Annotated in this window: 25 protein-coding genes; 11 read left to right on the top strand and 14 right to left on the bottom strand. The window is 60.1% G+C overall.

Going from position 1 to position 26,896, the window contains the following annotated elements; genetic code table 11:
• Positions 1-593: 593 nt before the first annotated feature.
• Both CFII64_RS21045 and CFII64_RS21040 read right to left on the bottom strand, forming a co-directional pair.
• The gene (locus tag CFII64_RS21045) at positions 594-1,946 is read right to left on the bottom strand and encodes a GntP family permease (protein ID WP_020292864.1); all 1,353 of its coding nucleotides are present in this window, start codon (positions 1,944-1,946) and stop codon (positions 594-596) included.
• A gap of 104 nt (positions 1,947-2,050) precedes the next feature.
• Complete coding sequence (locus CFII64_RS21040; RefSeq protein ID WP_020292863.1) at positions 2,051-2,542, bottom strand: gluconokinase; 492 nt, start codon at positions 2,540-2,542, stop codon at positions 2,051-2,053.
• A 274-nt stretch (positions 2,543-2,816) separates the two neighbouring features.
• Between CFII64_RS21040 and CFII64_RS21035 the strand changes: the two genes are divergently transcribed.
• Complete coding sequence (locus CFII64_RS21035) at positions 2,817-3,833, top strand: LacI family DNA-binding transcriptional regulator (protein ID WP_020292862.1); 1,017 nt, start codon at positions 2,817-2,819, stop codon at positions 3,831-3,833.
• A gap of 156 nt (positions 3,834-3,989) precedes the next feature.
• Here CFII64_RS21035 and CFII64_RS21030 read toward each other — a convergent pair whose 3' ends face one another.
• The 5 genes from CFII64_RS21030 to glcD form a co-directional block, all read right to left on the bottom strand.
• A complete protein-coding gene (locus CFII64_RS21030) occupies positions 3,990-6,167 on the bottom strand; it encodes a malate synthase G (protein ID WP_020292861.1) in 2,178 nt (725 codons plus the stop codon).
• A 165-nt stretch (positions 6,168-6,332) separates the two neighbouring features.
• Positions 6,333-6,734, bottom strand: coding sequence for a heme-binding protein (locus CFII64_RS21025; protein WP_020292860.1), 402 nt, complete (start codon positions 6,732-6,734; stop codon positions 6,333-6,335).
• Positions 6,735-6,771: 37 nt separating this feature from the next.
• Positions 6,772-7,989, bottom strand: coding sequence for a glycolate oxidase subunit GlcF (gene glcF / locus CFII64_RS21020; RefSeq protein WP_020292859.1), 1,218 nt, complete (start codon positions 7,987-7,989; stop codon positions 6,772-6,774).
• Between the two features lie 3 nt (positions 7,990-7,992).
• Positions 7,993-9,063 carry a glycolate oxidase subunit GlcE gene (gene glcE / locus CFII64_RS21015; protein WP_020292858.1) on the bottom strand — a complete coding sequence of 357 codons (1,071 nt, stop codon included), beginning with the start codon at positions 9,061-9,063 and terminating at the stop codon, positions 7,993-7,995.
• A complete protein-coding gene (gene glcD / locus CFII64_RS21010; protein WP_020292857.1) occupies positions 9,063-10,562 on the bottom strand; it encodes a glycolate oxidase subunit GlcD in 1,500 nt (499 codons plus the stop codon). Before glcD ends, glcE begins: the two co-directional genes overlap by 1 nt.
• A 259-nt stretch (positions 10,563-10,821) precedes the next feature.
• Here glcD and glcC point away from each other — a divergent pair, with 259 nt between their 5' ends.
• From glcC to hppD, 3 genes are all read left to right on the top strand, one after another.
• Positions 10,822-11,589 (top strand): transcriptional regulator GlcC, encoded by a 768-nt coding sequence (gene glcC, locus CFII64_RS21005; RefSeq protein WP_020292856.1) that lies wholly within the window; start codon positions 10,822-10,824, stop codon positions 11,587-11,589.
• Positions 11,590-11,798: 209 nt separating this feature from the next.
• Positions 11,799-12,434 carry a maleylacetoacetate isomerase gene (gene maiA / locus CFII64_RS21000; protein ID WP_020292855.1) on the top strand — a complete coding sequence of 212 codons (636 nt, stop codon included), beginning with the start codon at positions 11,799-11,801 and terminating at the stop codon, positions 12,432-12,434.
• A 141-nt stretch (positions 12,435-12,575) separates the two neighbouring features.
• Complete coding sequence (gene hppD, locus CFII64_RS20995; RefSeq protein ID WP_020292854.1) at positions 12,576-13,652, top strand: 4-hydroxyphenylpyruvate dioxygenase; 1,077 nt, start codon at positions 12,576-12,578, stop codon at positions 13,650-13,652.
• Positions 13,653-13,663: 11 nt separating this feature from the next.
• Here hppD and CFII64_RS20990 read toward each other — a convergent pair whose 3' ends face one another.
• Positions 13,664-14,461, bottom strand: a complete 798-nt coding sequence (locus CFII64_RS20990; protein WP_020292853.1) for an IclR family transcriptional regulator — start codon at positions 14,459-14,461, stop codon at positions 13,664-13,666.
• Positions 14,462-14,588: 127 nt separating this feature from the next.
• Between CFII64_RS20990 and hmgA the strand changes: the two genes are divergently transcribed.
• Positions 14,589-15,896 (top strand): homogentisate 1,2-dioxygenase, encoded by a 1,308-nt coding sequence (gene hmgA / locus CFII64_RS20985; RefSeq protein WP_020292852.1) that lies wholly within the window; start codon positions 14,589-14,591, stop codon positions 15,894-15,896.
• Positions 15,893-17,188 carry a fumarylacetoacetase gene (gene fahA / locus CFII64_RS20980; RefSeq protein WP_020292851.1) on the top strand — a complete coding sequence of 432 codons (1,296 nt, stop codon included), beginning with the start codon at positions 15,893-15,895 and terminating at the stop codon, positions 17,186-17,188. The genes hmgA and fahA overlap by 4 nt, the downstream gene beginning before the upstream one ends.
• A 92-nt stretch (positions 17,189-17,280) precedes the next feature.
• Here the strand turns inward: fahA and CFII64_RS20975 are convergent, their stop codons facing one another.
• From CFII64_RS20975 to CFII64_RS20965, 3 genes are read right to left on the bottom strand one after another with little or no spacing between them, the layout of a single operon-like run.
• On the bottom strand, positions 17,281-18,747 hold the full coding sequence (locus CFII64_RS20975) for an amidohydrolase family protein (protein WP_020292850.1): 1,467 nt from the start codon (positions 18,745-18,747) through the stop codon (positions 17,281-17,283).
• A gap of 3 nt (positions 18,748-18,750) precedes the next feature.
• Positions 18,751-19,611, bottom strand: coding sequence for a MurR/RpiR family transcriptional regulator (locus CFII64_RS20970; RefSeq protein WP_020292849.1), 861 nt, complete (start codon positions 19,609-19,611; stop codon positions 18,751-18,753).
• Entirely contained in the window at positions 19,612-20,961 is a 1,350-nt protein-coding gene (locus tag CFII64_RS20965) for a gluconate:H+ symporter (protein WP_020292848.1), read from the bottom strand.
• 28 nt (positions 20,962-20,989) lie between these two features.
• Between CFII64_RS20965 and CFII64_RS29860 the strand changes: the two genes are divergently transcribed.
• Positions 20,990-21,151 (top strand): hypothetical protein, encoded by a 162-nt coding sequence (locus CFII64_RS29860; protein ID WP_154232600.1) that lies wholly within the window; start codon positions 20,990-20,992, stop codon positions 21,149-21,151.
• Positions 21,152-21,326: 175 nt separating this feature from the next.
• Here CFII64_RS29860 and CFII64_RS20960 read toward each other — a convergent pair whose 3' ends face one another.
• Positions 21,327-22,307, bottom strand: coding sequence for a GlxA family transcriptional regulator (locus CFII64_RS20960; protein ID WP_020292847.1), 981 nt, complete (start codon positions 22,305-22,307; stop codon positions 21,327-21,329).
• Positions 22,308-22,423: 116 nt separating this feature from the next.
• Here CFII64_RS20960 and CFII64_RS20955 point away from each other — a divergent pair, with 116 nt between their 5' ends.
• Positions 22,424-23,104, top strand: coding sequence for a DJ-1/PfpI family protein (locus tag CFII64_RS20955; protein ID WP_020292846.1), 681 nt, complete (start codon positions 22,424-22,426; stop codon positions 23,102-23,104).
• Here the strand turns inward: CFII64_RS20955 and CFII64_RS20950 are convergent.
• Complete coding sequence (locus tag CFII64_RS20950; protein ID WP_020292845.1) at positions 23,101-23,736, bottom strand: TetR/AcrR family transcriptional regulator; 636 nt, start codon at positions 23,734-23,736, stop codon at positions 23,101-23,103. The two genes, CFII64_RS20955 and CFII64_RS20950, sit on opposite strands and share 4 nt — an antisense overlap.
• A gap of 179 nt (positions 23,737-23,915) precedes the next feature.
• Between CFII64_RS20950 and CFII64_RS20945 the strand changes: the two genes are divergently transcribed.
• Both CFII64_RS20945 and CFII64_RS20940 read left to right on the top strand, forming a co-directional pair.
• Entirely contained in the window at positions 23,916-24,998 is a 1,083-nt protein-coding gene (locus CFII64_RS20945) for an MBL fold metallo-hydrolase (RefSeq protein WP_020292844.1), read from the top strand.
• Between the two features lie 84 nt (positions 24,999-25,082).
• Positions 25,083-26,021 (top strand): LysR family transcriptional regulator, encoded by a 939-nt coding sequence (locus CFII64_RS20940; RefSeq protein ID WP_020292843.1) that lies wholly within the window; start codon positions 25,083-25,085, stop codon positions 26,019-26,021.
• Between the two features lie 10 nt (positions 26,022-26,031).
• On the opposite strand, the gene CFII64_RS20935 is transcribed toward CFII64_RS20940, so the two are convergent.
• Positions 26,032-26,181, bottom strand: coding sequence for a hypothetical protein (locus CFII64_RS20935; RefSeq protein ID WP_020292842.1), 150 nt, complete (start codon positions 26,179-26,181; stop codon positions 26,032-26,034).
• Positions 26,182-26,385: 204 nt separating this feature from the next.
• Between CFII64_RS20935 and CFII64_RS20930 the strand changes: the two genes are divergently transcribed.
• Positions 26,386-26,896 (top strand): contractile injection system protein, VgrG/Pvc8 family (locus CFII64_RS20930; protein ID WP_020292841.1); only part of this gene is annotated, 511 nt, incomplete at its 3' end.

The raw sequence follows: 26,896 nt of genomic DNA, 5'->3' as shown, positions 1-26,896 counted from the left end.
GTTTCGACAAAAGTAACCAAAACCATTTTCGCTGACGTCCGGCCCCCGCTTCGCGGCGGTTCCTTCGCTCCGGTGCCGTGGTGTGGGCACGCGCCGACGGGCCATCCATGGCCCAACGGCGCTCGCTCGGCATCCATGCCGAGCGACCCACACCACAACACCTGCGCTCAGCCTCCCGACGCTCGATTGTCGGTGTCTGCCAGATCGCGGCACGGAAAAGCAAAACCAAATCCGAATCCGCGTTGCGGCTTTTTCAGGCGGTATTTTCTACCTACTCACTTCAAATCTCGGGCCGGTGAATGTGCGCAGATCGCATGGGCGACACAATTGCGACTTGTGGACGGCCGAGCGCAGGCATTGCGCAGTGGGGGACTCGGCAAGGATGCCGAGTTAGCCGCACTGGGCCAGGGATGGCCCTTTGCGGCGACCCACGGAGCAATGCCGGAGCGAGGTAAGTCTGAGCCTTGGCGAAGACCCGGACAAAGGAGCGGACGGTTTGGTTACTTTGCCAAGACAAAGTAACGCGCCGTAAGGGCGCAAAGGTGAATTCGCGTCACCCTTGCTTCTGGATATGCTCGAGGTTTAGAAACAATTCAAACCAGCATCGACAACAACATGATAAAGATGATGCCCACCACCGAAAGGATGGTCTCCATCACGGTCCAGGTCTTGAACGTCTCGGTCACGGTCATGTTGAAGTACTGTTTCACCAGCCAGAAACCCGCGTCGTTGACATGAGACAGAATCAACGAACCCGCACCGGTCGCCAGGACCAACAACTCACGGTTAACGCCCGGAATCAGGCCTACCACCGGAGCAACGATGCCCGCACCCGTAATGGTCGCCACAGTGGCCGAACCGGTCGCGATACGAATCACCGCTGCCACCAGCCAGGCCAGCATGATCGGGTTGATCTGCGCCTGCACTGCCATGTGACCGATCAGGTCGCCCACGCCGCTGGCCACCAGCATTTGCTTGAAGCCACCACCCGCACCGACGATCAGCACGATGGCTGCAACCGGTGTCAGGCTCTGATCCAGCAGTTTCATGATCTTGCTGCGATCAAAACCACGGGCCGCGCCAAAGGTGTAGAACGCCAGCAGCAGGGCCGCGAGCAGGGCGGTGATCGGGTGGCCGATGAAGTCCATCCAGATGCGGAAGGTATTGCCTTCCGGCAGCACGATATCGGCGAACGTCTTGAGCAGCATCAGGAACACCGGCAACAGGATCGTCACCAGGGTGATACCGAAGCCAGGCAGGTTCGTTGCGGTTGATTCCTTGCCAATCTGTTCCATCAGTTCCGGCGATGGCGTACCAGGTACGTATTTGGAAATCCATTTGCCGTAGATCGGACCGGCGATGATCGCGGTCGGCAAGGCAACCAGCAGACCGTAGAAAATGGTCTTGCCGATGTCAGCACCGAAGATCCCGATGGCCAGCAGCGGACCCGGATGCGGCGGAACCAGGCCGTGTACGGCTGACAGGCCAGCCAGCAACGGAATGCCGATCTTGACGATGGATACGCCAGTGCGGCGCGCCACGATGTACACCAACGGAATCAGCAGGACGAAGCCGATCTCGAAGAACAACGGGATACCCACCAGGAATGCGGCGAACATCATTGCCCAGTGCACGCGCTGTTTGCCGAATACCCGAATCAGGGTCTGGGCAATCTGGTCTGCGCCACCGGAGTCCGCCATCAGCTTGCCGAGCATGGTGCCCAGGCCGAGGATGATACCGACGAAGCCCAGTACGCCGCCGAAGCCGTCCTGGAAGGCTTTCATTACTTTGTCCACCGGCATGCCGGAAGTCAGGCCGAGAAAGCCTGCGGCAATCGTCAGCGCAATGAAAGGGTGGACCTTGAATTTGGTGATCAACAAAATCAGGCCGATGATGGTTACCACCGCATCGACCAACAGGTACGTGTCATGGCTCATGCCGAACATTGGATGTCTCTCCGGTTGTCATTGTTTTTTATGGAGCTACTGTTGACGCTGCCACATCGGCCTGTTTCGGCGATGAGACAGCGCTGTCTTTCGCGCTCACGCCTTTAGTCGGCTTTGGACGCTTTCCACCAGTCGGCGGCTTGCTTGCCAATTGAGCTGATCGGCTGGGTGGCATCGACCACCAAAGTGCGATCTTCGCCATAAGGAGGCTCGAGGGTGGCGAACTGGCTATCGACCAGGCTGGCGGGCATGAAATGGCCCGGGCGATGTGAACAGCGCTCCGTGGCGACTTCCTTGGTCAGCTCCAGGAACACAAAGCCAAGGCCCGGCACAGCTTGACGCAGGCGTTCACGATAAATGAGTTTGAGCGCGGAGCAGGTCAGCACCGGATGTTCACCGTTGCGCAGGGCAGTGGCCATTTCTTCGCCCAGACGGGTCAGCCAGCCAGCACGGTCTTCATCGTTGAGAGGGTGTCCAGCGCTCATCTTTTCGATGTTGGCTGGCGGATGAAAGGCATCGCCTTCGATCAGGCGGCCCCCGCTGTTCAAGGCGATTTCAGCGCCAACGACACTTTTGCCGCAGCCGGAAACACCCATCACCACGAGGGCGGTAATTGCAGAGTTCGCAGTTGTCACAATTTTCCACCTCTTCCGGAGACAGCGCTGTCTTTGTCGTTTTGGACAAAAGTACAGTCAGGCCTGCTTCCAGTTCTTGTCATTGTTTTAGTCACATCGGTCGTCATCGGAGCTACTCACGTCAGTTACATGACCTGCGAAAAAGCGTTGTAGGGGCCGTGAGACAGCGCTACCTTAGAGCCCATTCGCCACGTTTGGCAACCCCCTTGCTCATCCCTATGTTAGTTGGCAACGCATGACACGCATTGGTTCCCGCTCCACCGGTCGTCCGACCCTCAACGAAGTCGCACGTCTGGCGGCTGTTTCCCCCATCACGGCATCCCGTGCTTTGCGCGGCGTCACGACGGTTGCGCCCGAGTTGGTAGAGAAGGTTCGCGCCGCCGCGCAGAGCCTCGGCTATGTCGCCAACCCGGCGGCGCGGGCGTTGGCCTCTTCGCAAAGCCAGACCGTGGTGGTGCTGGTGCCTTCACTGTCCAACCAGCTGTTCATCGAGACTCTGGAAGCGATTCAAAACGTGTTGCGCACTCGCGGCCTGGAAGTGGTGATCGGCAACTATCACTACTCGCCCGTAGAAGAGGAAAACCTGCTGCGCAATTATCTGGCGAATCGGCCGCGCGGCATGTTGCTGACCGGATTCGACCACACGCCTGCGTTGCGTCAGTTGCTGGCGGCCAGCGGTGTGCCCTGTGTACACATGATGGAACTGGATACGGTACGCGGCGCTTACTGCGTCGGCTTTTCCCAAGAACAGGCCGGGGCCGAGGCCGCGCGACACCTGTTGGGGCGAGGGCGCAAGCGTCTTGCTTACATCGCCGCGCAGCTTGACCCGCGTGTGCTGCTTCGGGGCCAGGGATTTCGCCAGGCGCTGGAGGAAGAGGGTCTCTATGATCCTGAACTGCAGGTTTCCACGCCGCAGCCTTCGTCAATCGGGCTGGGTGGCGAGTTGTTCATGACGCTGATGACTGAGCATCCAGACGTGGACGGAGTGTTTTTCTGTAACGACGACCTGGCCCAGGGCGCTGCGCTGGAGGCATTGCGCCATGGCATCGCGATTCCTGATCGGGTGTCGCTGATCGGTTTCAATGATTTACCGGGATCGGCGCACATGGTCCCGCGCCTGACCTCGATCCGCACCCCCCGCGAGGAAGTCGGGCAACGCGCCGCGCAGTTGCTGTTGGGTTTGATCGATGGCGTTGCGCAACAACCCCAGGTGGACCTGGGGTTTGAGTTGGTGGTGCGGGAGAGTTCTTGACGGCGCGAGAGCGAGCTTGATGTAGGACCGGCTTTAGCCGGGAGAGCAATTGATGCTCTCGCGACTAAAGTCGCTCCTACGGTCGCACCTACGGTCGCTCCTACGGCCGCACCTACGGTCGATTCGCGGGCAAGCCTCGCTCCAACAGAGCTTCGATCACTGCGCCTTCTTGAACTCCAACCGAAACTCATGCAGCAACGGTTCGGTATAGCCGCTCGGCTGTTCCAGACCCTTGAACACCAGCGCACACGCCGCCTGGAACGCTACCGAGTTCTTGAAGTCAGCCGCCATCGGCGTGTAGTGCGAGTCGCCTGCGTTTTGCTTGTCCACCACTTTGGCCATCTGTTCCAGAATGCCGCGGGTAAACCCTTCGTCGATGACTTTGTGATGCAGCCAGTTGGCAATGTGCTGGCTGGAAATGCGCAGGGTCGCGCGGTCTTCCATGAGGCCGACGTTGTGGATGTCCGGCACCTTGGAGCAACCGACGCCTTGCTCTACCCAGCGCACCACATAGCCCAGCAAACCCTGCGCGTTGTTTTCCACTTCTTCGCGAATCTGCTCGGTGCTCCACTTGGCTTCTGCCGCCACCGGAATGGTCAGCAGATCGTTGAGGATCTCTTCGCTGACGCTGTTCAGGTTGACGTGTTCAAGGTCTTCCTGAATCGCCCGGACGTCGACCTTGTGATAGTGCAGCGCGTGCAAGGTTGCGGCGGTCGGCGAGGGCACCCAGGCGGTGGTCGCGCCTGATTTGGGGTGAGCGATTTTCTGTTCGAGCATGTCCGCCATGCGATCCGGCATGGCCCACATACCTTTGCCGATCTGGGCCCGGCCGCGCAGGCCGCAGGCCAGGCCGACCAGCACGTTGCTGCGCTCGTAAGCCTTGATCCATGGCGTGTTTTTTATATCGCCCTTGCGCAGCATCGGACCGGCCTGCATGGCGCTGTGAATCTCGTCGCCGGTGCGATCCAGGAAACCGGTGTTGATGAACGCCACCCGCGCCGACGCTGCATTGATGCACGCCTTGAGGTTGACACTGGTGCGCCGCTCTTCGTCCATGATCCCCATTTTCAAGGTGTTGCGCGGCAGCTTGAGGATGTCTTCGATGCCGCTGAACAGCTGCTCGGCGAACGCTACTTCCAGCGGGCCGTGCATCTTCGGCTTGACGATGTACACGCTGCCGGTGCGCGAGTTGCCGCGCCGTTGCAGGTCGTGCAAGGCGATCAGGCTGGTGATTACGCCGTCGAGAATGCCTTCGGGAATCTCGTGGCCTTCGCCGTCGACAATCGCCGGATTGGTCATCAAGTGGCCGACGTTGCGGATGAACAGCAAGGAGCGGCCGTGCAGTTTGATTTCGCCGCCGCTGGCGCGAGTGTATTGGCGGTCAGCGTTGAGACGACGGGTAATGGTCTTGCCAGCCTTGACCAGATCTTCGGTCAGGTCGCCTTTCATCAGGCCCAGCCAATTGCGATAGACCGAGATTTTGTCGTCAGCATCCACGGCCGCCACGGAGTCTTCGCAGTCGATGATGGTCGAGACGGCGGCTTCCAGGAGCAAATCTTTCACGCCTGCCGGATCGCTGCTGCCGATGGGGCTTTGCGGGTCGATCTGGATCTCGATGTGCAGGCCATGATTCTTCAGCAGAATCGCCTTGGGCTGGTTCAGTTCGCCTTGATAACCGAGGTATTTTTCCGGCTGTTGCAGGGCCGTCTGGCTGCCATCGGCCAAGGTTACGCTGAGCTCGCCGCTTGCGACGCTGTAGCCGGTGGCATCGACGTGGGAGCCTTTGAGCAGCGGTGCTGCTTCGTCGAGCAGGGCGCGGGCGGCGGCGATGACTTTGGCGCCGCGCAGCGGGTTGTAACCGGCGCTGATGTCGGCGCCGTTGGCGCTGGAAATGGCATCGGTGCCGTACAGCGCGTCATACAACGAACCCCAGCGCGCATTGGCGGCGTTCAGGGCATAGCGGGCGTTGACCGCTGGCACCACCAATTGCGGGCCAGCCTGTTCGCTGATTTCGATGTCGACGTTGGCGGTGGTCGCCGCGACCTGCTCTGGAACCGGCAGCAGATAGCCAATGGATTCGAGAAAGCTGCGGTAGGCCGGCATATCCGTGATAGGGCCGGGATTAGCCTTGTGCCACTTGTCCAGTTCGATTTGCAGGCGGTCGCGTTCGGCGAGCAGCTTGCGGTTGATCGGCGCCAGCTCGTGAACCAGCGCGTCGAATCCGGCCCAGAAAGCGTCTTGATCCAGGCCCGTGCCGGGCAGTACATCGTCGTTGACGAAGCGTTGCAGATTGACTGCCACCTTGAGGCGTTGGCATTGGACGAAATCGGTCATCTGGGGTTCTCCGTTTGAGTGGATGTTGGCGAGCGGGATGCGGTGGATCTGCTTGCCGAGATGATGAATGAGCGCTCGGATCGTAGGAGCGGTTTTAGCCGCGAAGAACGGCCTCCCGGCTAAAGCCGGTCCTACACAGTTGCGGGTAAGCGCTCGTACAGATAATCAGCCGATCGCGGCAACGCCAGCCTTGGCCACTTGTGCATCCTGATCAGCCTTGACTCCGGACACGCCCACTGCGCCGATCACTTGACCGTCGACGATCAGCGGCACGCCGCCTTCCAGGGAAGTCAGCAGCGGTGCGGACAGAAAGGCGGTGCGGCCGCCGTTGACCATTTCTTCGTAACCTTTGGATTCGCGACGGCCCAGCGCCGAGGTGCGGGCTTTTTCGATCGAGATGTAGCCACCAATTGGCGCGCAACCATCCAGGCGTTCGAAGCCCAGCAAGTGACCACCATCGTCCACCACGGCGATGGAAACCGCCCAGCTGTTGCTGTTGGCTTCGGTACGTGCGGCGGCGAGGATTTGGGTGACTTCGGTCTGGGTCAGGACTGCTTTGGTTTTCATCGGTGTCTCCACAAGATTGTTGTTGAGGGATAAGTCTTTAGTGCAAGGCTTCTTCGATCAGTTCGATCCAGTGCCGTACCGGGGTGCGGCCTGCGCCCGCCAAATGGGTCTGGCAGCCGATATTGGCGGTAGCGATGACCTCCGGCCGACCGCTTTCCAGTGCGTTCATTTTGTTATCGCGCAGGCGTTGGGAAAGCTCCGGTTGCGTGATCGAATACGTGCCCGCCGAACCGCAGCACAGATGCGCGTCCGGCACGGCGGTCAGGTTGAAGCCGAGTCGCGATAGTACGCTTTCCACGGCACCGCCGAGCTTCTGCGCATGCTGCAAGGTGCAGGGGCAGTGAAACGCCAGACGCAGGTCGCTGGCAACCCCGAGATTTTCCAGAGGTTCATCGCGCAGCACTTCGACGAGGTCCTTGGTCAACGCGCTGATGCGTTGCGCCTTGCTGGCATAGGTTGGGTCGTCGCTGAGCAGATGCCCGTAATCCTTGACGAAAGCCCCGCAGCCACTGGCAGTCTGGACGATGGCTTCGGCGCCGGCCTCGACACTCGGCCACCACGCGTCGATGTTGCGTCGCGCCCGGTTCAGGCCTGCCTCTTGCGCGTTGAGGTGATAATCCACCGCGCCACAGCAACCGGCCTGGGCGATGGGCGTGACGCTGATGCCCAAGCGATCCAGCACCCGCGCGGTGGCGGCATTGGTATTGGGTGACAGGCCAGGTTGCACGCAGCCTTCGAGCATCAACACCTTGCGCGCATGGCGAACCGCAGGCCGTGCCTTGGCCGGGGTAATGTTCGACGGCAATTTGATCTTCAGGCTGCCGGGCAGCAGCGGGCGAAAAGTGTTACCCAGTTGCGTCAGGGATTTGAACAATGTCGCGTTGGGCACCACCGCGCGCAGGCTTTCACGCAGCAGGCGCTGGCCCAGTGGACGCGGCACGGCGGCATCCACCACGGCACGACCAATATCCAGCAGATTGTGATAATCCACGCCGGACGGGCAGGTGGTTTCGCAGTTGCGACAGGACAGGCAACGGTCCAGATGCAGCTGGGTTTTTTCCGTGACTTCGTTGCCTTCCAGCACCTGCTTGATGAGATAGATCCGGCCGCGAGGGCCGTCCAGTTCATCGCCGAGCAACTGATAAGTCGGGCAGGTGGCGTTGCAAAAACCGCAATGCACGCAACTGCGCAGAATGCTTTCGGCTTCCTCGGCGCGGGGCAGCTGGCGGGCGTTGTCGCTCAGGGTGGTCTGCATGGTTCAGATCTCCGCGTACATCCGGCCCGGATTGAAGATTCCGTGCGGATCGAGTTGCGCCTTCAACTGGCGGTGATAACGCAGCAATGGCGAAGGCAGCGGATGAAACGGGCTGTCCTCCAGGCCATGGCTGTAGCAGATAGCGTGGCCACCGGCGGCGCTGGCAATGGCGCGGATTGTTGCGCCGTCGGCATCGGATTTCAGCCAGCGCTGGGCACCCGCCCAATCCAGCAGTTGCTCGCCCGGCACATCCAGCACCCCGGTATTGTTGGGCATTGAGAGGCGCCACAAGGGCTGGCCGCTGGTGAAAAATTCCAGACGTTGCGCGTTCAGTTCCTGCCAGTACGCCGGGTCGAATTGTTCGCCGCCCAGACGCTCGTGAGCGGCAGCCACCGAACCTTCGCCACCTTCCAGACGCAGGCGCAGCACCCGGCCGTCATGACTTGCGCCGCTGATCGGGATCGGTTGCTGGCCCCATTCGGCCAGACGCCGCAGGGCATGTTCACTGTCCATTTCCAGGGCAATGCTGCTGCACAACCGGGGCTTGGGCAGTACCTTGAGGGAAACCTCGGTCAGCACGCCAAGGCAGCCAAAGCTGCCGGCCATCAAGCGCGACAGGTCATAACCGGCGACGTTTTTCATCACTTCGCCGCCAAACCTCAGGTGTTTGCCGAGCCCGGTAATGACCCGCGTGCCGAGCACGAAATCACGGACCGAACCAGACCAGGGGCGACGCGGGCCGGACAGCCCGGCTGCAACCATGCCGCCCACCGTCGCGTCGCCAAAGTCCGGCGGCTCGCAGGGCAGCATTTGCCCGGCGGCGTCCAGCGCGGCGGCCAGTTCGCGCAAGGGCGTACCGGCGCGCGCTGTGATCACCAGCTCCGTGGGGTCATAACTGACGATGCCGCAATGGGCGCGTGTATCGAGGATTTCGCCCGCGACTTCGCGGCCGAGAAAAGCCTTGCTGCCGCCGCCCTGAATACGCAGGGGCGTCGCAGTCTGCAGCGCCTGATTGACCTGCTCCAGCAGTTGCTCGCTGGCATCCCGGCCCTGGAAATTATTGTCGGCAGCCATCAAAAACGCTCCAGTTCAGGGAAGGGCAGCTTGCCCATATGCACATGCATGGCACCGAATTCGGCGCAACGATGCAGGGTCGGAATGTTCTTGCCGGGATTGAGCATGCCGCCGGGATCGAATGCGGCTTTTACTGCGTGAAACAGCGTCAGCTCATCGCTGTTGAACTGCGCGCACATCTGATTGATTTTCTCGCGGCCGACGCCGTGCTCACCGGTAATGCTGCCACCGACTTTCACGCACAGTTCGAGGATCTTGCCGCCCAATGCCTCGGCCCGATCCAGCTCGCCAGGCTGGTTGGCATCGAACAGGATCAGCGGATGCATGTTGCCGTCGCCCGCATGAAACACGTTGGCGACGCGCAGGCCGTACTCTTCCGACAATGCCGTGATACCGCGCAACACGCCCGGTAATTCCCGGCGCGGAATGGTGCCGTCCATGCAGTAATAATCCGGCGAAAGCCGCCCGACCGCCGGGAAAGCATTCTTGCGGCCGGCCCAGAAGCGTACCCGCTCGGCTTCATCCCTGGCTTGGCGGACCTCGGTGGCGCCCGCGTTGGTCAGCACTTCCCGGACCCGAGCGCAGTCGTCATGCACATCGGCTTCGACGCCATCCAGTTCACACAACAGGATGGCTTCGGCGTCTACCGGATAACCTGCATGAATGAAATCCTCTGCGGCGCGAATGGCGAGGTTGTCCATCATTTCCAGACCGCCTGGGATGATCCCGGCAGCAATGATATCGCCCACCGCGCGACCGGCTTTTTCCACCGAATCGAACGCGGCGAGCAAGACCCGGGCGACCTGAGGTTTAGGCAGCAGCTTGACGGTGACTTCAGTAATGATGCCCAGCATGCCTTCCGAACCGGTGAACAGCGCCAGCAGATCGAAACCCGGCGAGTCCAGCGCGTCGGAACCCAGCGTCATGGGTTCGCCCTCGACGGTGAGGATGTCCACTTTAAGCAGGTTATGCACCGTAAGGCCGTATTTCAGGCAATGCACACCGCCCGCGTTCTCCGCGACGTTGCCGCCGATGGAGCAGGCGATTTGCGACGACGGGTCCGGCGCGTAATACAGGTCGAACGGCGCGGCGGCCTGGGAAATCGCCAGGTTGCGCACGCCCGGTTGCACGCGGGCCAGGCGCGCGGCGGGGTCGATGTCGAGAATCTTGTTGAACCGCGCCATGACCAGTAGCACGCCTTTCTCCAGCGGCAACGCACCACCTGAAAGCCCGGTGCCCGCGCCGCGAGCCACCACCGGCACGCGGCGCTGGTGGCAGATTTTCAGCAGAGTCTGCACTTCTTCCAGATGGCGAGGCAGGACGACCAGCATCGGCGTGGTGCGATAGGCCGACAGCCCGTCGCACTCATAAGGACGCAGTTCTTCGGGACGGTGCAGGATGTCCAGGTCGGGCAATTGGCGTTGCAGGTCTTGCAACAACCCTTGCTTGTCGATGACAGGCAGAACGCCGTCAACGCGTTCGTCGTAGAGAATATTCATGATGGGCTTCTGACCCTGAGTTGTTTTTATAGTGGGCTGTTCTTTTTAAACCGGAAAGCTGAATCAGGCAGTGAACGGCTGACTTGCATCATTGGCCGTACCGGGTCTACTGTCTATCACCGAGAACAGTGGTCGAACCAGTTTTTTACTTTGTCCGGTTTTAATTGTTAAATAAAAACTAACAAAAACAATGGCTTGAAATTGTACGTGCAGTTTGTCGGTTTGCGCGTATCAACTGGTCATACCAGTAGGTGTTGTCATGCAGAGCACTGTAAAACCCCGAGCGCCGCAAGTCGCGGACGTTGTTTGCGAACGCATCGAGCGGTTGATCGTCGATGGCGTACTCAAGGTCGGGCAATTGCTGCCCTCTGAAAGACGGCTCACGGAAAAGCTCGGCGTGTCCCGTACTGCATTGCGCGAGGGCCTGAAACTGCTGCGCGCTCGAGGCATCATCGAAACGGAGCAAGGCAAGGGTTCTTTCGTGGCGCAGATGAACAGCCATCAGCAACCTTCGCCCTTGATGCACTTGTTCGGTTCGCAACCGCGCACGCTTTACGATCTTTTCGAGGTGCGTAGCCTGCTGGAAGGGGAGTCGGCACGCCTGGCCGCATTGCGCGGCACCGACGCCGACTTTGTCCTGATCACCCGCAGCTATGACGCGTTGGTCGCCGCTCACGACAGTGATCTGGACGCGTCCGGCCACGCCCGTCTGGATCATGCGTTCCATCTGGCGATCTGCGAGGCATCGCATAATCCGGTGCTGGTGCAGACCCTGCGTTCACTGACTGACCTGCTGCTCAATACGGTCTTCGCTTCGGTCAACAACCTCTATCACCGCGAACCCCAGAAGCGCCAGATCGATCGCCATCACGCGCGACTGTACAACGCCGTCACCGGGCGTCTGCCAGAGCAGGCACGCAAGGCGGCTGTCGCGCACATTCAAAGCATCTGCGAGAACCTGCGCGAGATCGAAAATGAGGAGCAACGTCTGGTGCGCGCGACGTTAAGGCTGGAAGGCTGGGTTTGAATTGCTTTAATGAAACCAGATAGGAGGGGACTTGTCCCCGAAGAAGCCGGTGCAGGCGCTGAGGACCTTCTTCGGCAGACCCGACGCCTTCCCGGACAAGTCCGGTCCACAGTTGACCCTGTCCGCCTCCGCTTGACAGCACCCCGGCAATCGCGCAATTTACGCATTACGTAAACCGATTACGAAAATAACAAGAATGGTATTCCGCCGTGGACCTCTTTACCTATTACCGTTCTACTTCCAGCTACCGGGTACGCATCGCGCTGGCCTTGAAGGGGCTGGACGTCACGGCGATCCCCGTCAACCTGATTCGTGACGGTGGAGAACACCGCACACCTGAATACAAAGCGATCAATCCGCAATGCCGGGTACCTGCGTTGCGCCTGGAGAATGGCCGGGTGCTCACGCAGTCTCCGGCGATCATCGAATACCTGGAAGACCGCTATCCCGAGCCGCCGCTGTTAGCGGCAGACCTTGAGATTCGCGCCACCCAGCGCGCGGTCGCGGCCCTGATCGCTTGTGATATCCACCCGCTGCACAATGTTGCGGTGCTCAATCGTCTGCGCGGACTGGGTCATGACGAGAAAGACGTAGACGCCTGGATCGGTCACTGGATCAACCAGGGATTCGCCGCCGTCGAGGCAATGCTCGGCGAGCAAGGTTACTGTTTTGGCGAGTCGCCGAGCCTGGCTGATGTGTACGTTCTGCCTCAGGTGTATGCCGCTCGACGTTTCAAGGTCGACCTCAGCCCATACCCGCGCATCGTCCGGGTTGAGCAATTGGCCCTGGAGCATCGGGCATTCCAACTCGCGCATCCCGATGCGCAATCCGACAAGCCGGAGTAGTCTTGGCCTTATGAAAATTCTCGGCCTGCAACTGATCTTCGGTGATTTCCTCGCTCGTAGCGTGCGTGGAATCCCCTGCGCGCCACCCGCCGGAAAGTGATCTGACGAACAGAATTCCACTTTCCTGCAAGGAGCCAGACCATGGCTGATCTATACGAAAACCCGATGGGCCTGATGGGCTTTGAATTCATCGAATTCGCCTCGCCAACGCCCGGCGCTCTTGAACCCGTGTTCCAGATCATGGGGTTCACCAAAGTCGCCACGCACCGCTCCAAGGACGTTGCGCTTTATCGCCAGGGCGGCATCAACATCATCCTCAACAATGAGCCGAACAGCGTCGCGTCCTACTTCGCGGCCGAGCATGGTCCGTCGGTGTGTGGCATGGCGTTCCGGGTCAAGGACTCGCACAAGGCCTACAAGCGCGCATTGGAACTGGGCGCGCAACCGGTGGAAATCGCCACCGGCCCGATGGAGCTGAACTTGCCGGCGATCAAGGGCATTGGCGGCGCGCCGTTGTATCTGATCGACCGCTTTGGCGAAGGCACGTCGATCTATGACATCGACTTCAACTTCATCGAAGGCGTGGACCGCAATCCGGTCGGCGCGGGTCTGAAATTCATCGATCACCTGACCCACAACGTTTATCGCGGGCGCATGGCGTACTGGGCGAACTTCTACGAGAAACTGTTCAATTTCCGCGAGCTGCGCTATTTCGATATCAAGGGCGAATACACCGGCCTGACTTCCAAGGCCATGACCGCGCCGGACGGCATGATCCGCATTCCGTTGAACGAAGAGTCCTCCAAGGGCGCGGGGCAGATCGAAGAGTTCCTGATGCAGTTCAACGGTGAGGGCATTCAGCACGTGGCGTTCTTCACCGACGACCTGATCAAGACCTGGGACGCCTTGAAAGCGATCGGCATGCGCTTCATGACCGCGCCGCCGGAAACCTACTACGAAATGCTCCAGGGTCGTCTGCCTGATCACGGCGAGCCGGAAGCCGAACTCAAATCCCGTGGGATTTTGCTCGACGGTACGTCAGACGGCGGCGAGCGACGTCTGCTGCTGCAGATTTTCTCGGAAACCCTGATGGGGCCGGTGTTCTTCGAATTCATCCAGCGCAAGGGTGACGACGGCTTTGGCGAAGGTAACTTCAAGGCGCTGTTCGAATCCATCGAGCGCGATCAGATCAAGCGTGGGGTGTTGACGGCGGATTAAGCCGGACCTGCTCAAACTCGCTGGAGCGAGGCGTCCCCACCCATCCTGGCGCTGATCACCTGCGCAGTCGCCCGTAAACGCTGCGCGGCATCAGCCTGCACGGCGCCGGTGAACACCGACGCCGACCCTACCATGGTGATCACTCCAGCCAGTTTGTTACCGACGGTGAACACCGGCGAGGATACCGCGTTGACGCCGGCCATCAGCAGGCCATGAATCTGATGCACGCCGGTGCTGCGAATGTCCTGCACATGCTGTTCGATCATCTGCCGTTGTCCGGCATTCAAGGCCGCCCATTCCAGTTCGTGCAACCCGGCGGTTTCGCTGGCGTTGAGGAAAGTGTTGAACACCAACCCGGTGGACGAACCGAGCAGGGGCAGCACCGAGCCGATCTGGGTCACCAGCGTCACCGCGCCGCTGGAGGGCTCGACATACACCACCGTAGGCCCCTTGTTGCCCCAGACCGCGAGGAAACAGGTTTCGTTGAGCTCGTCACGCAAGGTCGCCAGGTGCGGCGCGGTGATTTTCAGCACGTCCAGATGGCCGACCGCTGCCAGCCCGACATACAACGCCTCGCGCCCCAGGCCGTAATGGTTGGTGACAGCGTCCTGTTCGGCAAACCCGCTGGCGATCAATGCCTGCAAATAGCGATGCACCTTGCTGGCGGGCATGCCGACGTGCTCGGCAAGCCGGGACAGCGAGGTGGACGGCGCCAGTTCAGCCAGTGCCTTGAGGATACCCACGCCGACTTCGGCGGCTTGCACCTTTTGCGGGCGTCCGCCTGCAGGGCTTTCGATTTCATCGGTCATTACACAGGTGCGCCGGTCTGAGAAGGCTGCTTTATAGCTTGACCCGGTTTCAAACTCAAATTACGTTATGCGTAATCTAATTACGTTTATCCGGTTTCGTCTACGCTCAAAAAAATAAGAGGTCGAGATGGTCACTCATCCAAACGCCGAGTCTCTGAATTACCTGACAGGCTTCGGTAATCAGTTCAGCAGTGAAGCGCTGCCCGGCGCCTTGCCGGTCGGCCAGAACTCCCCGCAAAAACATACCTTGGGTCTGTACGCTGAATTGCTCTCCGGCACCGCCTTCACCGTGCCTCGTGCAGAAGCGCGGCGTACCTGGCTGTATCGCATCAAGCCCTCCGCCAGTCATCCTCGCTATCAGCGGCTGGACCGGCAAATTGCGGGCGGCGAAATGGGTCCGATCACGCCCAACCGCCTGCGCTGGAATGCTTTCGACCTGCCCACCCAGCCGACGGATTTCATCGATGGCCTGCACGTCATGGCCAGCACCGCGCCGGCAGAGCAGGTTGAAGGCGTGAGCATTTATAACTATGTGGCCAATGCTTCGATGCAGCGGGCGTTCTTCAACGCTGACGGCGAATGGCTGATCGTGCCGCAGCTGGGTCGCCTGCGTATCGTCACCGAATTGGGCCTGCTGGACGTCGAGCCTCAGGAAATCGTCGTGGTGCCGCGCGGGATGAAATTCCGTGTACAGCTGCTGGATGATTGCGCTCGGGGTTATGTCTGTGAAAACCATGGCAGCGCGTTGCGTTTGCCGGATCTGGGCCCCATCGGCAGCAACGGTCTGGCTAACACCCGGGATTTCCAGGCGCCGGTTGCCTGGTTCGAAGAGCGTGACGAGCCGACGCTGCTGGTGCAGAAATTCCTCGGCGAACTATGGGCGACGCAGCTGGATCACTCGCCGTTCGACGTGGTGGGCTGGCATGGCAATAACGTGCCGTACAAATATGATCTGCGCCGTTTCAACACCATCGGCACAGTGAGTTTCGACCATCCCGATCCGTCGATTTTTACCGTGCTGACCGCGCCGAGTGCTGTGCATGGCCAAGCCAATATCGATTTCGTGATCTTCCCGCCGCGCTGGATGGTGGCGGAAAACACCTTTCGGCCGCCGTGGTTTCATCGCAACCTCATGAATGAATTCATGGGTTTGATCGACGGCGCCTACGACGCCAAGGCCGAAGGATTCATGCCGGGCGGCGCGTCGTTGCACAACTGCATGAGCGCCCATGGGCCGGATAACGCCACGGCAGAAAAAGCCGTCGCCGCTCCCTTGCAGCCGCACAAGATCGAAAACACCATGGCCTTTATGTTCGAGACCGGCAAGGTATTGCGTCCGAGCCAGTTCGCGCTGGAATGCCCGCTACTGCAACCTGACTATGACGCCTGCTGGACCGGCATGGCCAAGACTTTTAACAGGGAAATGCCGCAATGAATGCTTCTTCAAACACTCGCAGCTGGATCGAGTCCGCCAACGGCCATGCTGATTTCCCGTTGCAGAATCTGCCCTTGGGTGTGTTCAGTCGCCCAGGCTTGAGCCCGCGCGGCGGCGTGGCCATCGGCGATTCGATTCTTGATCTGCAAGCCGCCCTCGAAGCGGGTTTTTTCAACGGTGCCGCCCGCGCCGCCGCCGAGGCCGCCAGCCGCGATCAGTTGAATGATTTCTTCGCGCTGGGCGTCGGCGCACGTCAGGCGTTGCGTCGCGAGTTGCTGCATCTGCTGGATGAAAACAGCCCGCAGCGCGCCCGTCTCCAGGCCACGGCCGCGTTGTTGCACCCGATGAGCGAATGCCAGATGCACCTGCCAGCGCGGGTCGGCGATTACACCGATTTCTACGTTGGCATTCATCACGCCATGAACGTCGGCAAGCTGTTCCGCCCCGACAATCCGTTATTGCCCAACTATAAATATGTGCCGATTGCCTATCACGGCCGCGCTTCGACGCTGTGTGTCTCGGGTGCGTCCGTCAAACGGCCCAACGGCCAGACGCTGCCGCCGGGCGAGGACGTGCCGCAGTTTGGTCCCTGCAAACGACTGGATTACGAGCTGGAAATGGGCGTGTGGATCGGGCCGGGCAACGCCAGTGGCGAAGCAATCGAGATTGCCGAGGCGCCGCAACACATTGCCGGTTTATGCCTGCTTAACGACTGGTCGGCGCGGGATATCCAGGCCTGGGAATATCAGCCGCTGGGTCCGTTTCTGTCGAAAAGCTTCGCCACGACAGTGTCGCCCTGGGTGGTGACGGCTGAAGCCCTCGCGCCATTTCGCAGCCCGCAACCGGCACGGCCTGAGGGCGATCCGCAGCCGCTGCCGTACCTGCTTGATGCAGCGGATCAACAGAACGGCGGGCTGGATATCGAACTGGAAGTCCTGCTGCAGACCCGGCAGATGAAGGCGCAAGGCTTGCCCGCCGAGCGGCTGGCCCTGAGCAACACGCTGAATATGTACTGGACCCTGGCGCAGATGGTCACCCACCACAGCGTCAACGGCTGCAAGTTGCAGCCCGGTGATTTATTCGGCACCGGCACGTTGTCCGGCCCCCAGGCCAGTCAGTTTGGCAGCCTGCTGGAAATGACCGAAGGCGGCAAAACTACCGTCACTTTGCCGAGCGGTGAGGTACGGCGCTTCCTTGAAGATGGCGATGAAGTGATCCTGCGCGCGCGCTGCAAGCGCGAAGGGCAGGTGTCCATCGGCTTTGGTGAATGCCGAGGTGTGATCGTAGGTTAATGGTCCGTTGGAGGCTTGCCCGCGAACCAGGCGTCTTGCTGGTTCAGAGATTCCGCGTCATCGTTCTTCGCGGGCAAGCCTCGCTCCCACCATCATTCGGCCTTGGTGAATCCCGCCACCAACGACCCTTCACGCGGCAGGAATTTCCCCTGCCGTTCGCCCTGCGCCTTGCCATCGGCATAACTCAATTGACCGTTGACCCACACCCCGTCAATACCTTCGGCGGCGCGTTGCGGGTCTTTAAAATCCGCAATGTCGCGCACAGTTTCAGGGTCGAATAACACCAGATCAGCCCAATAACCTTCGCGAATCAGCCCGCGTTCATGCAGCCCGAATCGCGCGGCGGAAAGCCCGGTCATTTTGTGCACGGCCGTGTGCAGCGGAAACAGGCCAAGATCGCGGCTGAAGTGTCCGAGCACGCGCGGAAATGCGCCCCACAACCGTGGGTGCGGAAACGGATCTTCCGGCAAGCCATCGGAGCCGATCATCGACAGGGGATGGCGCAGGATATTTTGTACGTCCTGTTCGTCCATGCCGTAGTACACCGCGCCTGCTGGCTGTAGTTTGCGTGCCGTGTCCTGCAGCGAAAGATTCCAGTCGGCGGCGATGTCCTGCAAGTCGCGGCCGCCCTGATCCGGATGCGGCGTTGACCAGGTAATGGTGATACGAAAAGCATCGGTGACCTGCTTCAAATCCAGCGTTGAAGAGCTGGCGGCATACGGATAACAGTCACACCCCACCGGATGATCCAGCGCGGCTTTTTCCAGGGCCGCCAATAGTTGCGGACTGCGCCCCCAGTTTCCCGCGCCGGCACATTTCAAATGCGAGATCACCACCGGCGCCTTGGCGTGACGGCCAATGGCGAACGCCTCATCCATGGCTTCCAGCACTGGCTCGAATTCACTGCGCAAATGCGTGGTGTAGACCGCGCCGAACGCCGTCAACTCTTCGGCGAGCTGCTTGACCTCATCGGTTTCGGCGCAGAAGGCCGAGGCGTAGGCCAAGCCGGTGGAAAGCCCGAGCGCACCGGCTTCCAGGCTGTCGCGCAGTTGCTCGCGCATGGCGCTGATTTCTTCGGCGGTGGCGGTGCGCAGCAGATCCGTCATGTGGTTGCTGCGCAGCGCGGTGTGGCCGATCAACGCAGCGACGTTTACCGCCGGACGGGCTTTGTCCACGGCGTTGCGGTAATCAATGAAGCGTGGATAGACGAACGCTTCGGCCGTACCCAGCAGGTTCATCGGATCAGGCGGATCGCCCGCCAGGCTGACGGGCGCCGCACTGATTCCGCAATTGCCGACGATCACGGTGGTCACGCCTTGGGTAATCTTGGGCAGCATGCCGGGTTTGCGAATCACCACGGTATCGTCATGGGTATGCACGTCGATGAAACCTGGCGCCAGTACGCGGCCCGCCGCATTGATTTCTTCGCTGGCTGACACGCCGTCGAGGCTGCCGATGCGCTGGATGCGTCCTTCGCGAATGGCCACATCGGCGTGAAAGCCCGGGCTATCGCTGCCGTCGATGACCAGTGCATCGCGGATGATCAGGTCGTAAAGCATGATTCAGTCTCCAAGCGGCAAGCCATCTTCGCCGCCGCGGTAATCATCGAGGGCGAGCTTGATGCGTCGCAGGCGTTCCTGATTTTCTTCAGGCGCGACCAGGGCCAGTTCAGTGGCCAGCACGTCGATGGTCAGCAGCATGCCGTAGCGCGCTGCCGTGGGTTTGTAGATGAAATTGGTTTCGGCGATTTGCAGGGGCAACAGCACGTCGGCGAACTGCGCCAAAGGTGAATCGGGCAAAGTGATCGCCAGAATTTTCGTGCCATAGCTTTGCGCCAGCTTCACGGCTTCCAGCAATTCCGGGGTGCGGCCACTCAGCGAGCAGGCAATCAGACTCTGCTCGCCGCCCAGTGTGGCGGCGATCAGGCGCATCATTACCGGATCACGACAGGCAGCGATGGGATAGCCCAGGCGTACCAGTCGGGTTTGCAATTCCTCGCTGCACAGGCTGGAACAACCGCCCATGCCGAACGCGTGGATCATTCGCGCGCCGCTCAACAGGCCGACGGCCGCGGCGAAGCGCGCTTCGTCGAAGCCGGTCAGGTGTTGGCGCAGCGTCGATTCAATGTCACTGACGATCTGACTGAAGAAGGCCGATTGCTCAGGTGCGCGTTCCGGGTTCAGAAAGCGGCTGCCAACCCCGGTGGCCTGGGCCAGTTGCAGACGCAGGTCGCGCAAATCCCGGCAGCCGACGCTGCGGGCGAAGCGCGACAAGGTCGCGCTGCTGACTTCGGCCTGCGTTGCCAGATCTTCCAGGCTGGCACTGGCGGCGAAGGCCACATCGCTGAGAATCAGCTTGGCGATCCGTCCTTCGCCAGCACTGAACGAGTCCTGGCGCGCGCGGATCTGGTAAAGAATGTCCACTCAGAGTACCTGCGCCAAAACCAGAGTGAAGGCGAACGCGATTACGGAAATCAGCGTTTCCAGCACCGTCCAAGTCTTGAAGGTTTGCGCCACGGTCATATTGAAATACTCCTTGATAAGCCAGAAACCGCCGTCGTTGACGTGGGAAAAAATCACCGAGCCTGCGCCGGTCGCCAACACCAACAGTTCAGGGTGCGGATAGCCCAGCCCCAGCGCAACGGGGGCGACAATACCTGATGCGGTGGTCATTGCCACTGTTGCCGAACCGGTGGCGATGCGCATCAACGCCGCAAACAACCAGCCCATGAGCAGCGGCGACAGATGGAAATCCTGAGCCAGGCCAACGATCTGGTTGGTCACACCACTGTCGACCAGAATCCGGTTCAAACCGCCACCCGCGCCGACCAACAGCGTGATGCTCGCGGTGGGCGCCAGGCATTCATTGGTGAATTTCAGGATCGAGTCACGACTGAAACCCTGCGCGATACCCAGCGTCCAGAAGCTCAGCAATGTCGCCAACAGCAGGGCGATCACCGAGTTGCCGATGAACAACAGGAAGCTGTTGAAGCCACTGCCCGGCGTGCTGATCAGGTTGGCCCAACCGCCCAGCAACATCAACACCACCGGCAGCAGAATCGTGGTCATGGTCAGGCCGAAGCTGGGCAGTTTCGCGCGCGGTTCACGGTCCAGAAACTGCTTGGCCAGGGGATTATCGTCCGCCAGCTGGATACGCGGCACGATGAATTTGGCGTAGAGCGGACCGGCAATAATCGCCGTCGGAATGCCGACCAGAATGGCGTAGAACAGCGTTTGCCCCACGGACGCCTGATACGCCAGCACCGCCAGCATCGCGGCGGGATGCGGCGGCACCAATGCGTGAACCACCGACAGGCCAGCCACCATCGGCAAGCCGACCATCAGAATCGATACCCCGACGCGACGCGCCACGGTGAACGCAATCGGCACCAACAGCACGAAGCCGACTTCGAAGAACAGCGGCAGGCCGACCAGAAATGCGATGCACACCATGGCCCAGTGGGCATTGCGCTCGCCGAAGCGGTCGATCAGCGTGCGCGCCACCTGCTCGGCACCGCCTGATTCGGCCATCATCTTGCCAAGCATGGTGCCCAATGCCACCACCAGGGCGATGTGCCCAAGGGTTTTGCCGACGCCGCCTTCATAGGCTGCGACCACGCCAGTGGCGGGCATGCCGGCGACCAGCGCCAGGCCAATGGAAATGAGCGTGATGACAATGAACGGGTTAAGACGATAGCGCGCGATCAACACGATCAGGGCGATGATCGCGACAGCGGCGTAAATCAGCAGCGACAGACCGGAGGAGGGCGGCATACAGCGGTTCCTTGCTCAAGAGGGAGGTATGAAAAGCGCAACTCGGTGGGCGTTAACCCATCACGGCAGCGGCGTTCCAGAAAATCTCGGCAGAGGTATCGCTAAAGGCTCGCAGGATGGAGCAAAGGTGCAGCAGGTGGCGCGATCACAGGTAATCATTATTGTTATCTCTGTTTTCGTTGTGAAATAAACTTACACGAAAACTGAAATAAATATCAATGTATGAAAGTTATTTTCTTTTGCGCGTTATTTTTTTGTAGGAGCGAGCTTGTGTGGGAGCGAGCTTGCTCGCGAAGCTTCTGCAACCAGGCCTCGCCAGCAAGTCGGCTCCTGCAGCGAGGCGTTGATGCCTAAGTGCATCTGCTTCAAACCCTGCTAAACCGCTCGCGATAAGCCTGCGGCGTTACCGCCAGCGCGCGCAGCAGACTGCGGCGCAGGGTTTCTTCAGTGCCGAAACCGCAGCGCGCGGCGATACGTTTAATCGGCATTGTGCTGTCCGCCAACAGACGGCGCGCCGCTTCGACACGCAGCTGTTCGATGGCCTTGGCAGGCGTACTGCCAGTCTGGGCGCGATAGTGGCGCACGAAGCTGCGCTCACTCATGCCCGCCTGTGCCGCCAGCGTCGAAACTGAAAGGTCGTCGGCCAGGTGCTCGTTGACCCAGGCGTGCAGGCTGGCGAACCGTGTATCGGCGCCGCTGGTCTGCAAGGACAGCGCATTGCTGAATTGCGACTGGCCGCCCGGACGCTTGAGAAACACCACCAGGTCCCGAGCGACCGCCAGCGCCATGGCATGACCCAGATCCGCCTCCACCAGCGCCAAGGCCAGGTCAATCCCGGCCGTTACCCCGGCAGATGTCCAGAAGTGCTGGTCATTGATGAAAATCGGATCAGGATCGACCCGCAGGGCCGGATAACGACGCGCCAGCTCTGCGCAACTGTTCCAGTGAGTGACCACCGCACGACCCTCCAGCAGCCCGGTTGCCGCCAACAGGAAAGCGCCGGTGCACACCGACGCGACGCGCTGAGCGCTTTGCGCACGAACTCGCAGCCATTGCACCAACTGCGGATCGTCTGCGGCCACATGTACGCCACGACCACCAGCGACGATCAAGGTATGGGTGGGCTCGTCGACATCCGGCAATGGCCAGGTTTGCAGGCCCAGACCTGCGGAAGACTCGACGCCATGCTGAGCCACGGCAATCACTTTCAGTAAATACGCGGGCGACATGCCGTGCTGAGCCGCCTGAATATTGGCCGAGGCGAAGACCTGCAAGGGGCCGCAAACGTCCAGCAATTGCACGTTCGGGAACGCCAGGATGTGAACGGCTCTGGGCGAAGCGATCATGCGAACACCTGAGAGGATTTTGGCGGGATTGGTGGGTTGTATGGCGTGTCCGCCAGATCCTAATGGTCTACCGTGGATGCGTCCACTTTTGATATCAATTTTCAACGGAGCCACCCATGACCCTCCATGTCGGTTTACTGGTTTTCCCGAACGTGCAGCAGCTGGACCTGACCGGGCCTTACGAAGTGTTCGCGAGCTTGCCCGGCGTGACCGTGCATCTGTTATGGAAGGATCTCGACCCGCTGCTTTCCAGCACCGGACTTTCGCTTAAGCCGACGCAGACCTTTGTCAATTGTCCCGCGCTGGATGTGCTGTGTATTCCCGGTGGCAAGGGCATCGATGTGTTACTGGAAGATGCCGAGACGTTGGCGTTCATCAAGCATCAGGCCACAACCGTGAAATACCTGACTTCGGTGTGTACCGGCGCGCTGGTGCTGGGGGCTGCGGGATTGTTGCAAGGCAAACGCGCGACGACGCATTGGGCGTCCCATGACTTGCTGGAGAAGTTTGGGGCGATTGCCGTGCATGAGCGAGTGGTGCGCGACGGCAACCTGATGACCGGAGGCGGCGTGACGGCCGGTATCGATTTTGCTCTGACTCTGGCCAGCGAGCTGTTCGATGAGCTGCATGCTCAGACAGTCCAGCTGCAACTGGAATATGCCCCCGCGCCGCCATTCACCGCAGGTCATCCCGATACCGCGCCAGCCCAAGTGCTTGCCAGGGCGGTTGAGCGCGGCCAGCACGCGATGGCCCAGCGTCGCGCCGTCGTCAAACGGGTCGCCGAAGGCGAGGTTTAAGTCGGTTCGACCCCGGATTTGGCCGGTATTTCATACCAGCCGAGAAACAGATCCAGCGCCGATTCGATCACGTCTTTTTGCTTGGCTGCGCTCAACACCGGTTCGTTGAACGTGACCTGAGGCCAAAACGCGAAGGCCTTGAGCAGGGCATGCATCTGGTTGGCGGCAAAAGCCGGATCGGCGGCTTTGATTCGACCATCGGCCTGAGCGGCACGAATCCAGGCGCTGAAGGTTTCTTCGCGTTCGTCCAGGCGCGCCAGCCATACCTGGGCGCGTTCCGGCGAATGAATGGTTGCGCCCAAGGCTACCCGGGCCAGATCCAGACAATTGCTGTCACTGAGGGTACGCATCTTGCTCTGCAACATGGCGCGCAACTGTTGACGCAGCTCGACACCCGGCCGATACGCCGAGTCAGGCAGCTCGCCAATCCGGTGCCAGAGCCGCTGCAGGATTTCCGCGAATAACTCTTCCTTGCTCGGGAAGTGGTTGTACACCGTGCGTTTTGACGCCTCTGCCCGTGCCGCAATGCGGTCCATGCTGGTCACTTCGAAACCGTGCTCACGAAATTCAGCGATGGCCGCCAGGACAATGGCTTCGCGTTTTCGGTCGGTGAGGCGCAGGGGAGCTGTCATAGGTCTCGCTTCAAACAGGCGTTTAGAGAAAATTACACTCGGCAGTTTACTTGTCATCTTGATTCATGCAAGCTTAAAACTACACCGTGTAGTGTAAAACACTGTTACACATCATTGTCACTGTCGCCAGTGTTTAATGGCTCGACAGTCTTGACGACCTCTCCAGGAGTCAGCAAATCATGGCCAAAACCAACCCGACCTTGCCCGCCCAAGCCTTGCCCACTTTGCAGAAACATGAAGGCCGCTATCGCAACAAGGCGTCCATGACCCGCCTGGGGTTTTTCCGGACGCTGGGGGTGTTCTGGGATGCAGTGTTCAACAAGCCCAAATTCACCCGGCCGACCGGCGAAATTCCGGTCCAGCCGTTGTCGCGCCAGCAGTTGCTCGCTGCGCCGGACAACAGTGTGTTTCGTCTCGGCCACTCCACGGTGCTGCTCAAATTGCACGGGGTGTTCTGGCTGACCGACCCGGTTTTCGCTGAACGTGCTTCGCCGGTGCAATGGGCCGGGCCGAAACGTTTTCATCAGCCACCCATCAGCCTTGAAGAATTGCCGCCGCTGAAGGCTGTCATTCTTTCCCACAATCATTACGACCACCTTGACCACATGACCATCAAGGCATTGATGGCCAAGACCGAGCATTTCCTCACGCCGCTCGGCGTGGGCGATACCTTGATCGAGTGGGGCGTGCCTGCCGAGAAGGTGCGGCAACTGGATTGGTGGCAGTCCACAGAAGTGCATGGCATGCACTTCGTCGCGACCCCGGCGCAGCATTTCTCCGGGCGTTCGTTGCGTGACGGCAATCGCACGATGTGGGCCTCGTGGGTCATGCATGACGAGCGCCAACGAATCTTTTTCAGCGGTGATACCGGCTACTTCGATGGCTTCAAGACCATCGGCGAACAATACGGCCCGTTCGACCTGACCCTGATGGAAACCGGCGCCTACAACGTCGATTGGCCCAACGTGCACATGCAGCCGGAAGAAACGCTCCAGGCGCATATCGACCTGCGGGGCAAATGGCTGTTGCCGATCCACAACGGCACGTTCGACCTGGCGATGCACGCCTGGCATGAACCGTTCGACCGAATTCTTGCCCTGGCGTGGGAGAAAAATGTCTCCATCACCACGCCGCAGATGGGGCAGCCGTTCTACATGGATTACCCAAGCCGCGGGCACGCGTGGTGGCTCGGCGTAGAAGGGGTCAAAGAGGTTGCGGCGACCCGGGTTGCCAGCTTTCGCTGTGAGCGTCGTCACGCCTGAAGGTCTTATGGAGCGTGATTGCATTTTGATGTTATTGTCTTCGGGCTGACCTGATTTCCCGGTCGCGGCGTCTGGAAGTAGCCCATGCACAACAATAATAATGTGCCGAAAAAGGTGGATATTCAGGACCTGACGGTTTTTGTTTCGATGTACGAGCAACGTAATCTCACGCTGGTAGCTGATGCGCTGGATGTCAGCCAGGCTGCTGTCAGCAACAGCCTGAAAAAGCTCCGTGCTCACTTCGACGACGAACTGTTCATCTGCACCCGCAATGGCATGCGCCCGACTCGCAAGGCCAGCGCCATGCACGGCCATGTGCTGCTGATCCTGCAGCGTTTCGAACTGTGCCAATCGGGCCTGGAACTGTTCGATCCCGCCAACCGGCAAACCATGTTCACCGTTTGTGCGCCTGAATATTTCCAGTTGCTGGTATTGCCCCATCTGATGCGCAGCTTCATTGCCTCCGGCTACGCGGTCACCGTCGAAGTCCGCACCCTTGAAAAAGAACTGCCGGTCGGCGGTCTGCGGGACAACGTAATTGATCTGGCGCTTTGTTTCAGTCCTGATTTCGAGCGCATTCCTGCAGGGCTGATGTCCCAGGTCTTACTTGAAGATGACCTGGTTTGCGTCATGGACCGCGAGTTTGCCCCGCCGACGCCCGCCATCGATGCCAAAGCATTTGCGGCGCGCCCTCATGTTTACCCCGTGACCTGGACTTCCGACACCAATCTGGTGGACGCCTGGCTGCAACGTCAGGATCTGCAGCGCCAGATCATGGCTCGCGCCAACAGCTACACCGCAGCCCTGCAAATGGTGGTAGACACCGATTTTGTGTTGACCATGCCCCGGCGCATCCAGACCCTGCTGGGCAACGAGCCCTGGGTTGCAGTGTGCGAGATGCCCGCAGACCTGCCCGGCTTTACCCTGGACATGGTCTGGAGTGAACAGGCCTCGCAAGACGAAGCCAACGCCTGGTTTCGCGAACAGATCGTCAAGGTCTGCGCCGAGCAAGGCCTGCTTTGATCCGAAGGATTCAAGCGTCCTCAGGACGCTGCTTCGGATCCGCCGGCGTACCGGGGCGCGGCTGCTCACCCTGCTGATTGAGCTGCTTGTTGTCCTCGCCAACCCTGCCGGCATTTTCCGGTTTGTGGTCCAGGTCTTCGCGTTTCGATTCCTGAGTCATCGGGGCAGTCTCCGTTGCGATGGGGTTATAGGTTGGGCAACGCGGCGGGGGTTTCGTTTGGGGAATGTTTGGCCTTGAGTCCGAATCCGGGATGAATCGCACTCTCTTTGGGAAACATCCCACAACTAAAGCCCACCGATTCCGACTTACACATTAGTGATCTTTGCGCAAAGTTCTGCCTTTCCCCAGGCCAAGGACTTGCCCATGCTCAACCCCGCCAATCAAGCCACGTTCACACTGGATATCGCGGGGGTTGAGCATCAGCTTCGCGTGCTGAGTTTCATCGCCAAAGAGGCGGTCAGTCGGCCATTCAGCGTGCGTATCGAACTGGTCAGCGAACGGGCCAATCTTGCCCTCGAAGATGTGCTGCATCGACAGGTGTTTCTCGCTTTTGACGCTCAGGGCCACGGGCTGCACGGGCAGATTGGCGAAATCGCCCAAGGTGATTCCGGCAAGCGTTTCACTCACTATTTCATCCGGCTGGTGCCCAACCTGTTGCGCCTGGAGCATCGGCACAATCACCGGATTTTCCAGAACCAGAGTGTGCCGGACATCATTAAATTGGTGCTCAAGGACCACGGCATTCTCGCCGACGAGTTTGCTTTCCGCCTGAGCAGCAAAAGCTGCCCGCCCCGCGACTACTGCACCCAGTACCACGAGACTGATCTGCATTTCCTGCGGCGTTTGTGTGAAGAGGAAGGGTTGTCCTTCCATT

The sequence above is a fragment of the Pseudomonas sp. CFII64 genome (assembly GCF_000416235.1).
Lineage (GTDB): Bacteria > Pseudomonadota > Gammaproteobacteria > Pseudomonadales > Pseudomonadaceae > Aquipseudomonas.
Note: the sequence above shows the minus strand (reverse complement) of the source record. Positions and strands in the feature narration are given on the sequence as shown.

Bases quoted from the DNA above. Each gene is read 5' to 3' on its own strand.
- CFII64_RS21040 (WP_020292863.1), bottom strand. From the start codon at position 2,542: ATGGGTGTTTCCGGCTGCGGCAAAAGTGTCGTTGGCGCTGAAATCGCC.
- hppD (WP_020292854.1), top strand. From the start codon at position 12,576: ATGGCTGATCTATACGAAAACCCGATGGGCCTGATGGGCTTTGAATTC.
- CFII64_RS29860 (WP_154232600.1), top strand. From the start codon at position 20,990: ATGAAAAGCGCAACTCGGTGGGCGTTAACCCATCACGGCAGCGGCGTT.
- CFII64_RS20955 (WP_020292846.1), top strand. From the start codon at position 22,424: ATGACCCTCCATGTCGGTTTACTGGTTTTCCCGAACGTGCAGCAGCTG.
- CFII64_RS21045 (WP_020292864.1), bottom strand. From the start codon at position 1,946: ATGTTCGGCATGAGCCATGACACGTACCTGTTGGTCGATGCGGTGGTA.
- CFII64_RS21035 (WP_020292862.1), top strand. From the start codon at position 2,817: ATGACACGCATTGGTTCCCGCTCCACCGGTCGTCCGACCCTCAACGAA.
- CFII64_RS20975 (WP_020292850.1), bottom strand. From the start codon at position 18,747: ATGCTTTACGACCTGATCATCCGCGATGCACTGGTCATCGACGGCAGC.
- CFII64_RS20940 (WP_020292843.1), top strand. From the start codon at position 25,083: ATGCACAACAATAATAATGTGCCGAAAAAGGTGGATATTCAGGACCTG.
- glcE (WP_020292858.1), bottom strand. From the start codon at position 9,063: ATGGCTGCCGACAATAATTTCCAGGGCCGGGATGCCAGCGAGCAACTG.
- CFII64_RS20965 (WP_020292848.1), bottom strand. From the start codon at position 20,961: ATGCCGCCCTCCTCCGGTCTGTCGCTGCTGATTTACGCCGCTGTCGCG.
- CFII64_RS20950 (WP_020292845.1), bottom strand. From the start codon at position 23,736: ATGACAGCTCCCCTGCGCCTCACCGACCGAAAACGCGAAGCCATTGTC.
- CFII64_RS20960 (WP_020292847.1), bottom strand. From the start codon at position 22,307: ATGATCGCTTCGCCCAGAGCCGTTCACATCCTGGCGTTCCCGAACGTG.
- CFII64_RS21030 (WP_020292861.1), bottom strand. From the start codon at position 6,167: ATGACCGATTTCGTCCAATGCCAACGCCTCAAGGTGGCAGTCAATCTG.
- CFII64_RS21025 (WP_020292860.1), bottom strand. From the start codon at position 6,734: ATGAAAACCAAAGCAGTCCTGACCCAGACCGAAGTCACCCAAATCCTC.
- CFII64_RS20990 (WP_020292853.1), bottom strand. From the start codon at position 14,461: ATGACCGATGAAATCGAAAGCCCTGCAGGCGGACGCCCGCAAAAGGTG.
- glcC (WP_020292856.1), top strand. From the start codon at position 10,822: ATGCAGAGCACTGTAAAACCCCGAGCGCCGCAAGTCGCGGACGTTGTT.
- hmgA (WP_020292852.1), top strand. From the start codon at position 14,589: ATGGTCACTCATCCAAACGCCGAGTCTCTGAATTACCTGACAGGCTTC.
- glcD (WP_020292857.1), bottom strand. From the start codon at position 10,562: ATGAATATTCTCTACGACGAACGCGTTGACGGCGTTCTGCCTGTCATC.
- glcF (WP_020292859.1), bottom strand. From the start codon at position 7,989: ATGCAGACCACCCTGAGCGACAACGCCCGCCAGCTGCCCCGCGCCGAG.
- CFII64_RS20935 (WP_020292842.1), bottom strand. From the start codon at position 26,181: ATGACTCAGGAATCGAAACGCGAAGACCTGGACCACAAACCGGAAAAT.
- CFII64_RS20945 (WP_020292844.1), top strand. From the start codon at position 23,916: ATGGCCAAAACCAACCCGACCTTGCCCGCCCAAGCCTTGCCCACTTTG.
- fahA (WP_020292851.1), top strand. From the start codon at position 15,893: ATGAATGCTTCTTCAAACACTCGCAGCTGGATCGAGTCCGCCAACGGC.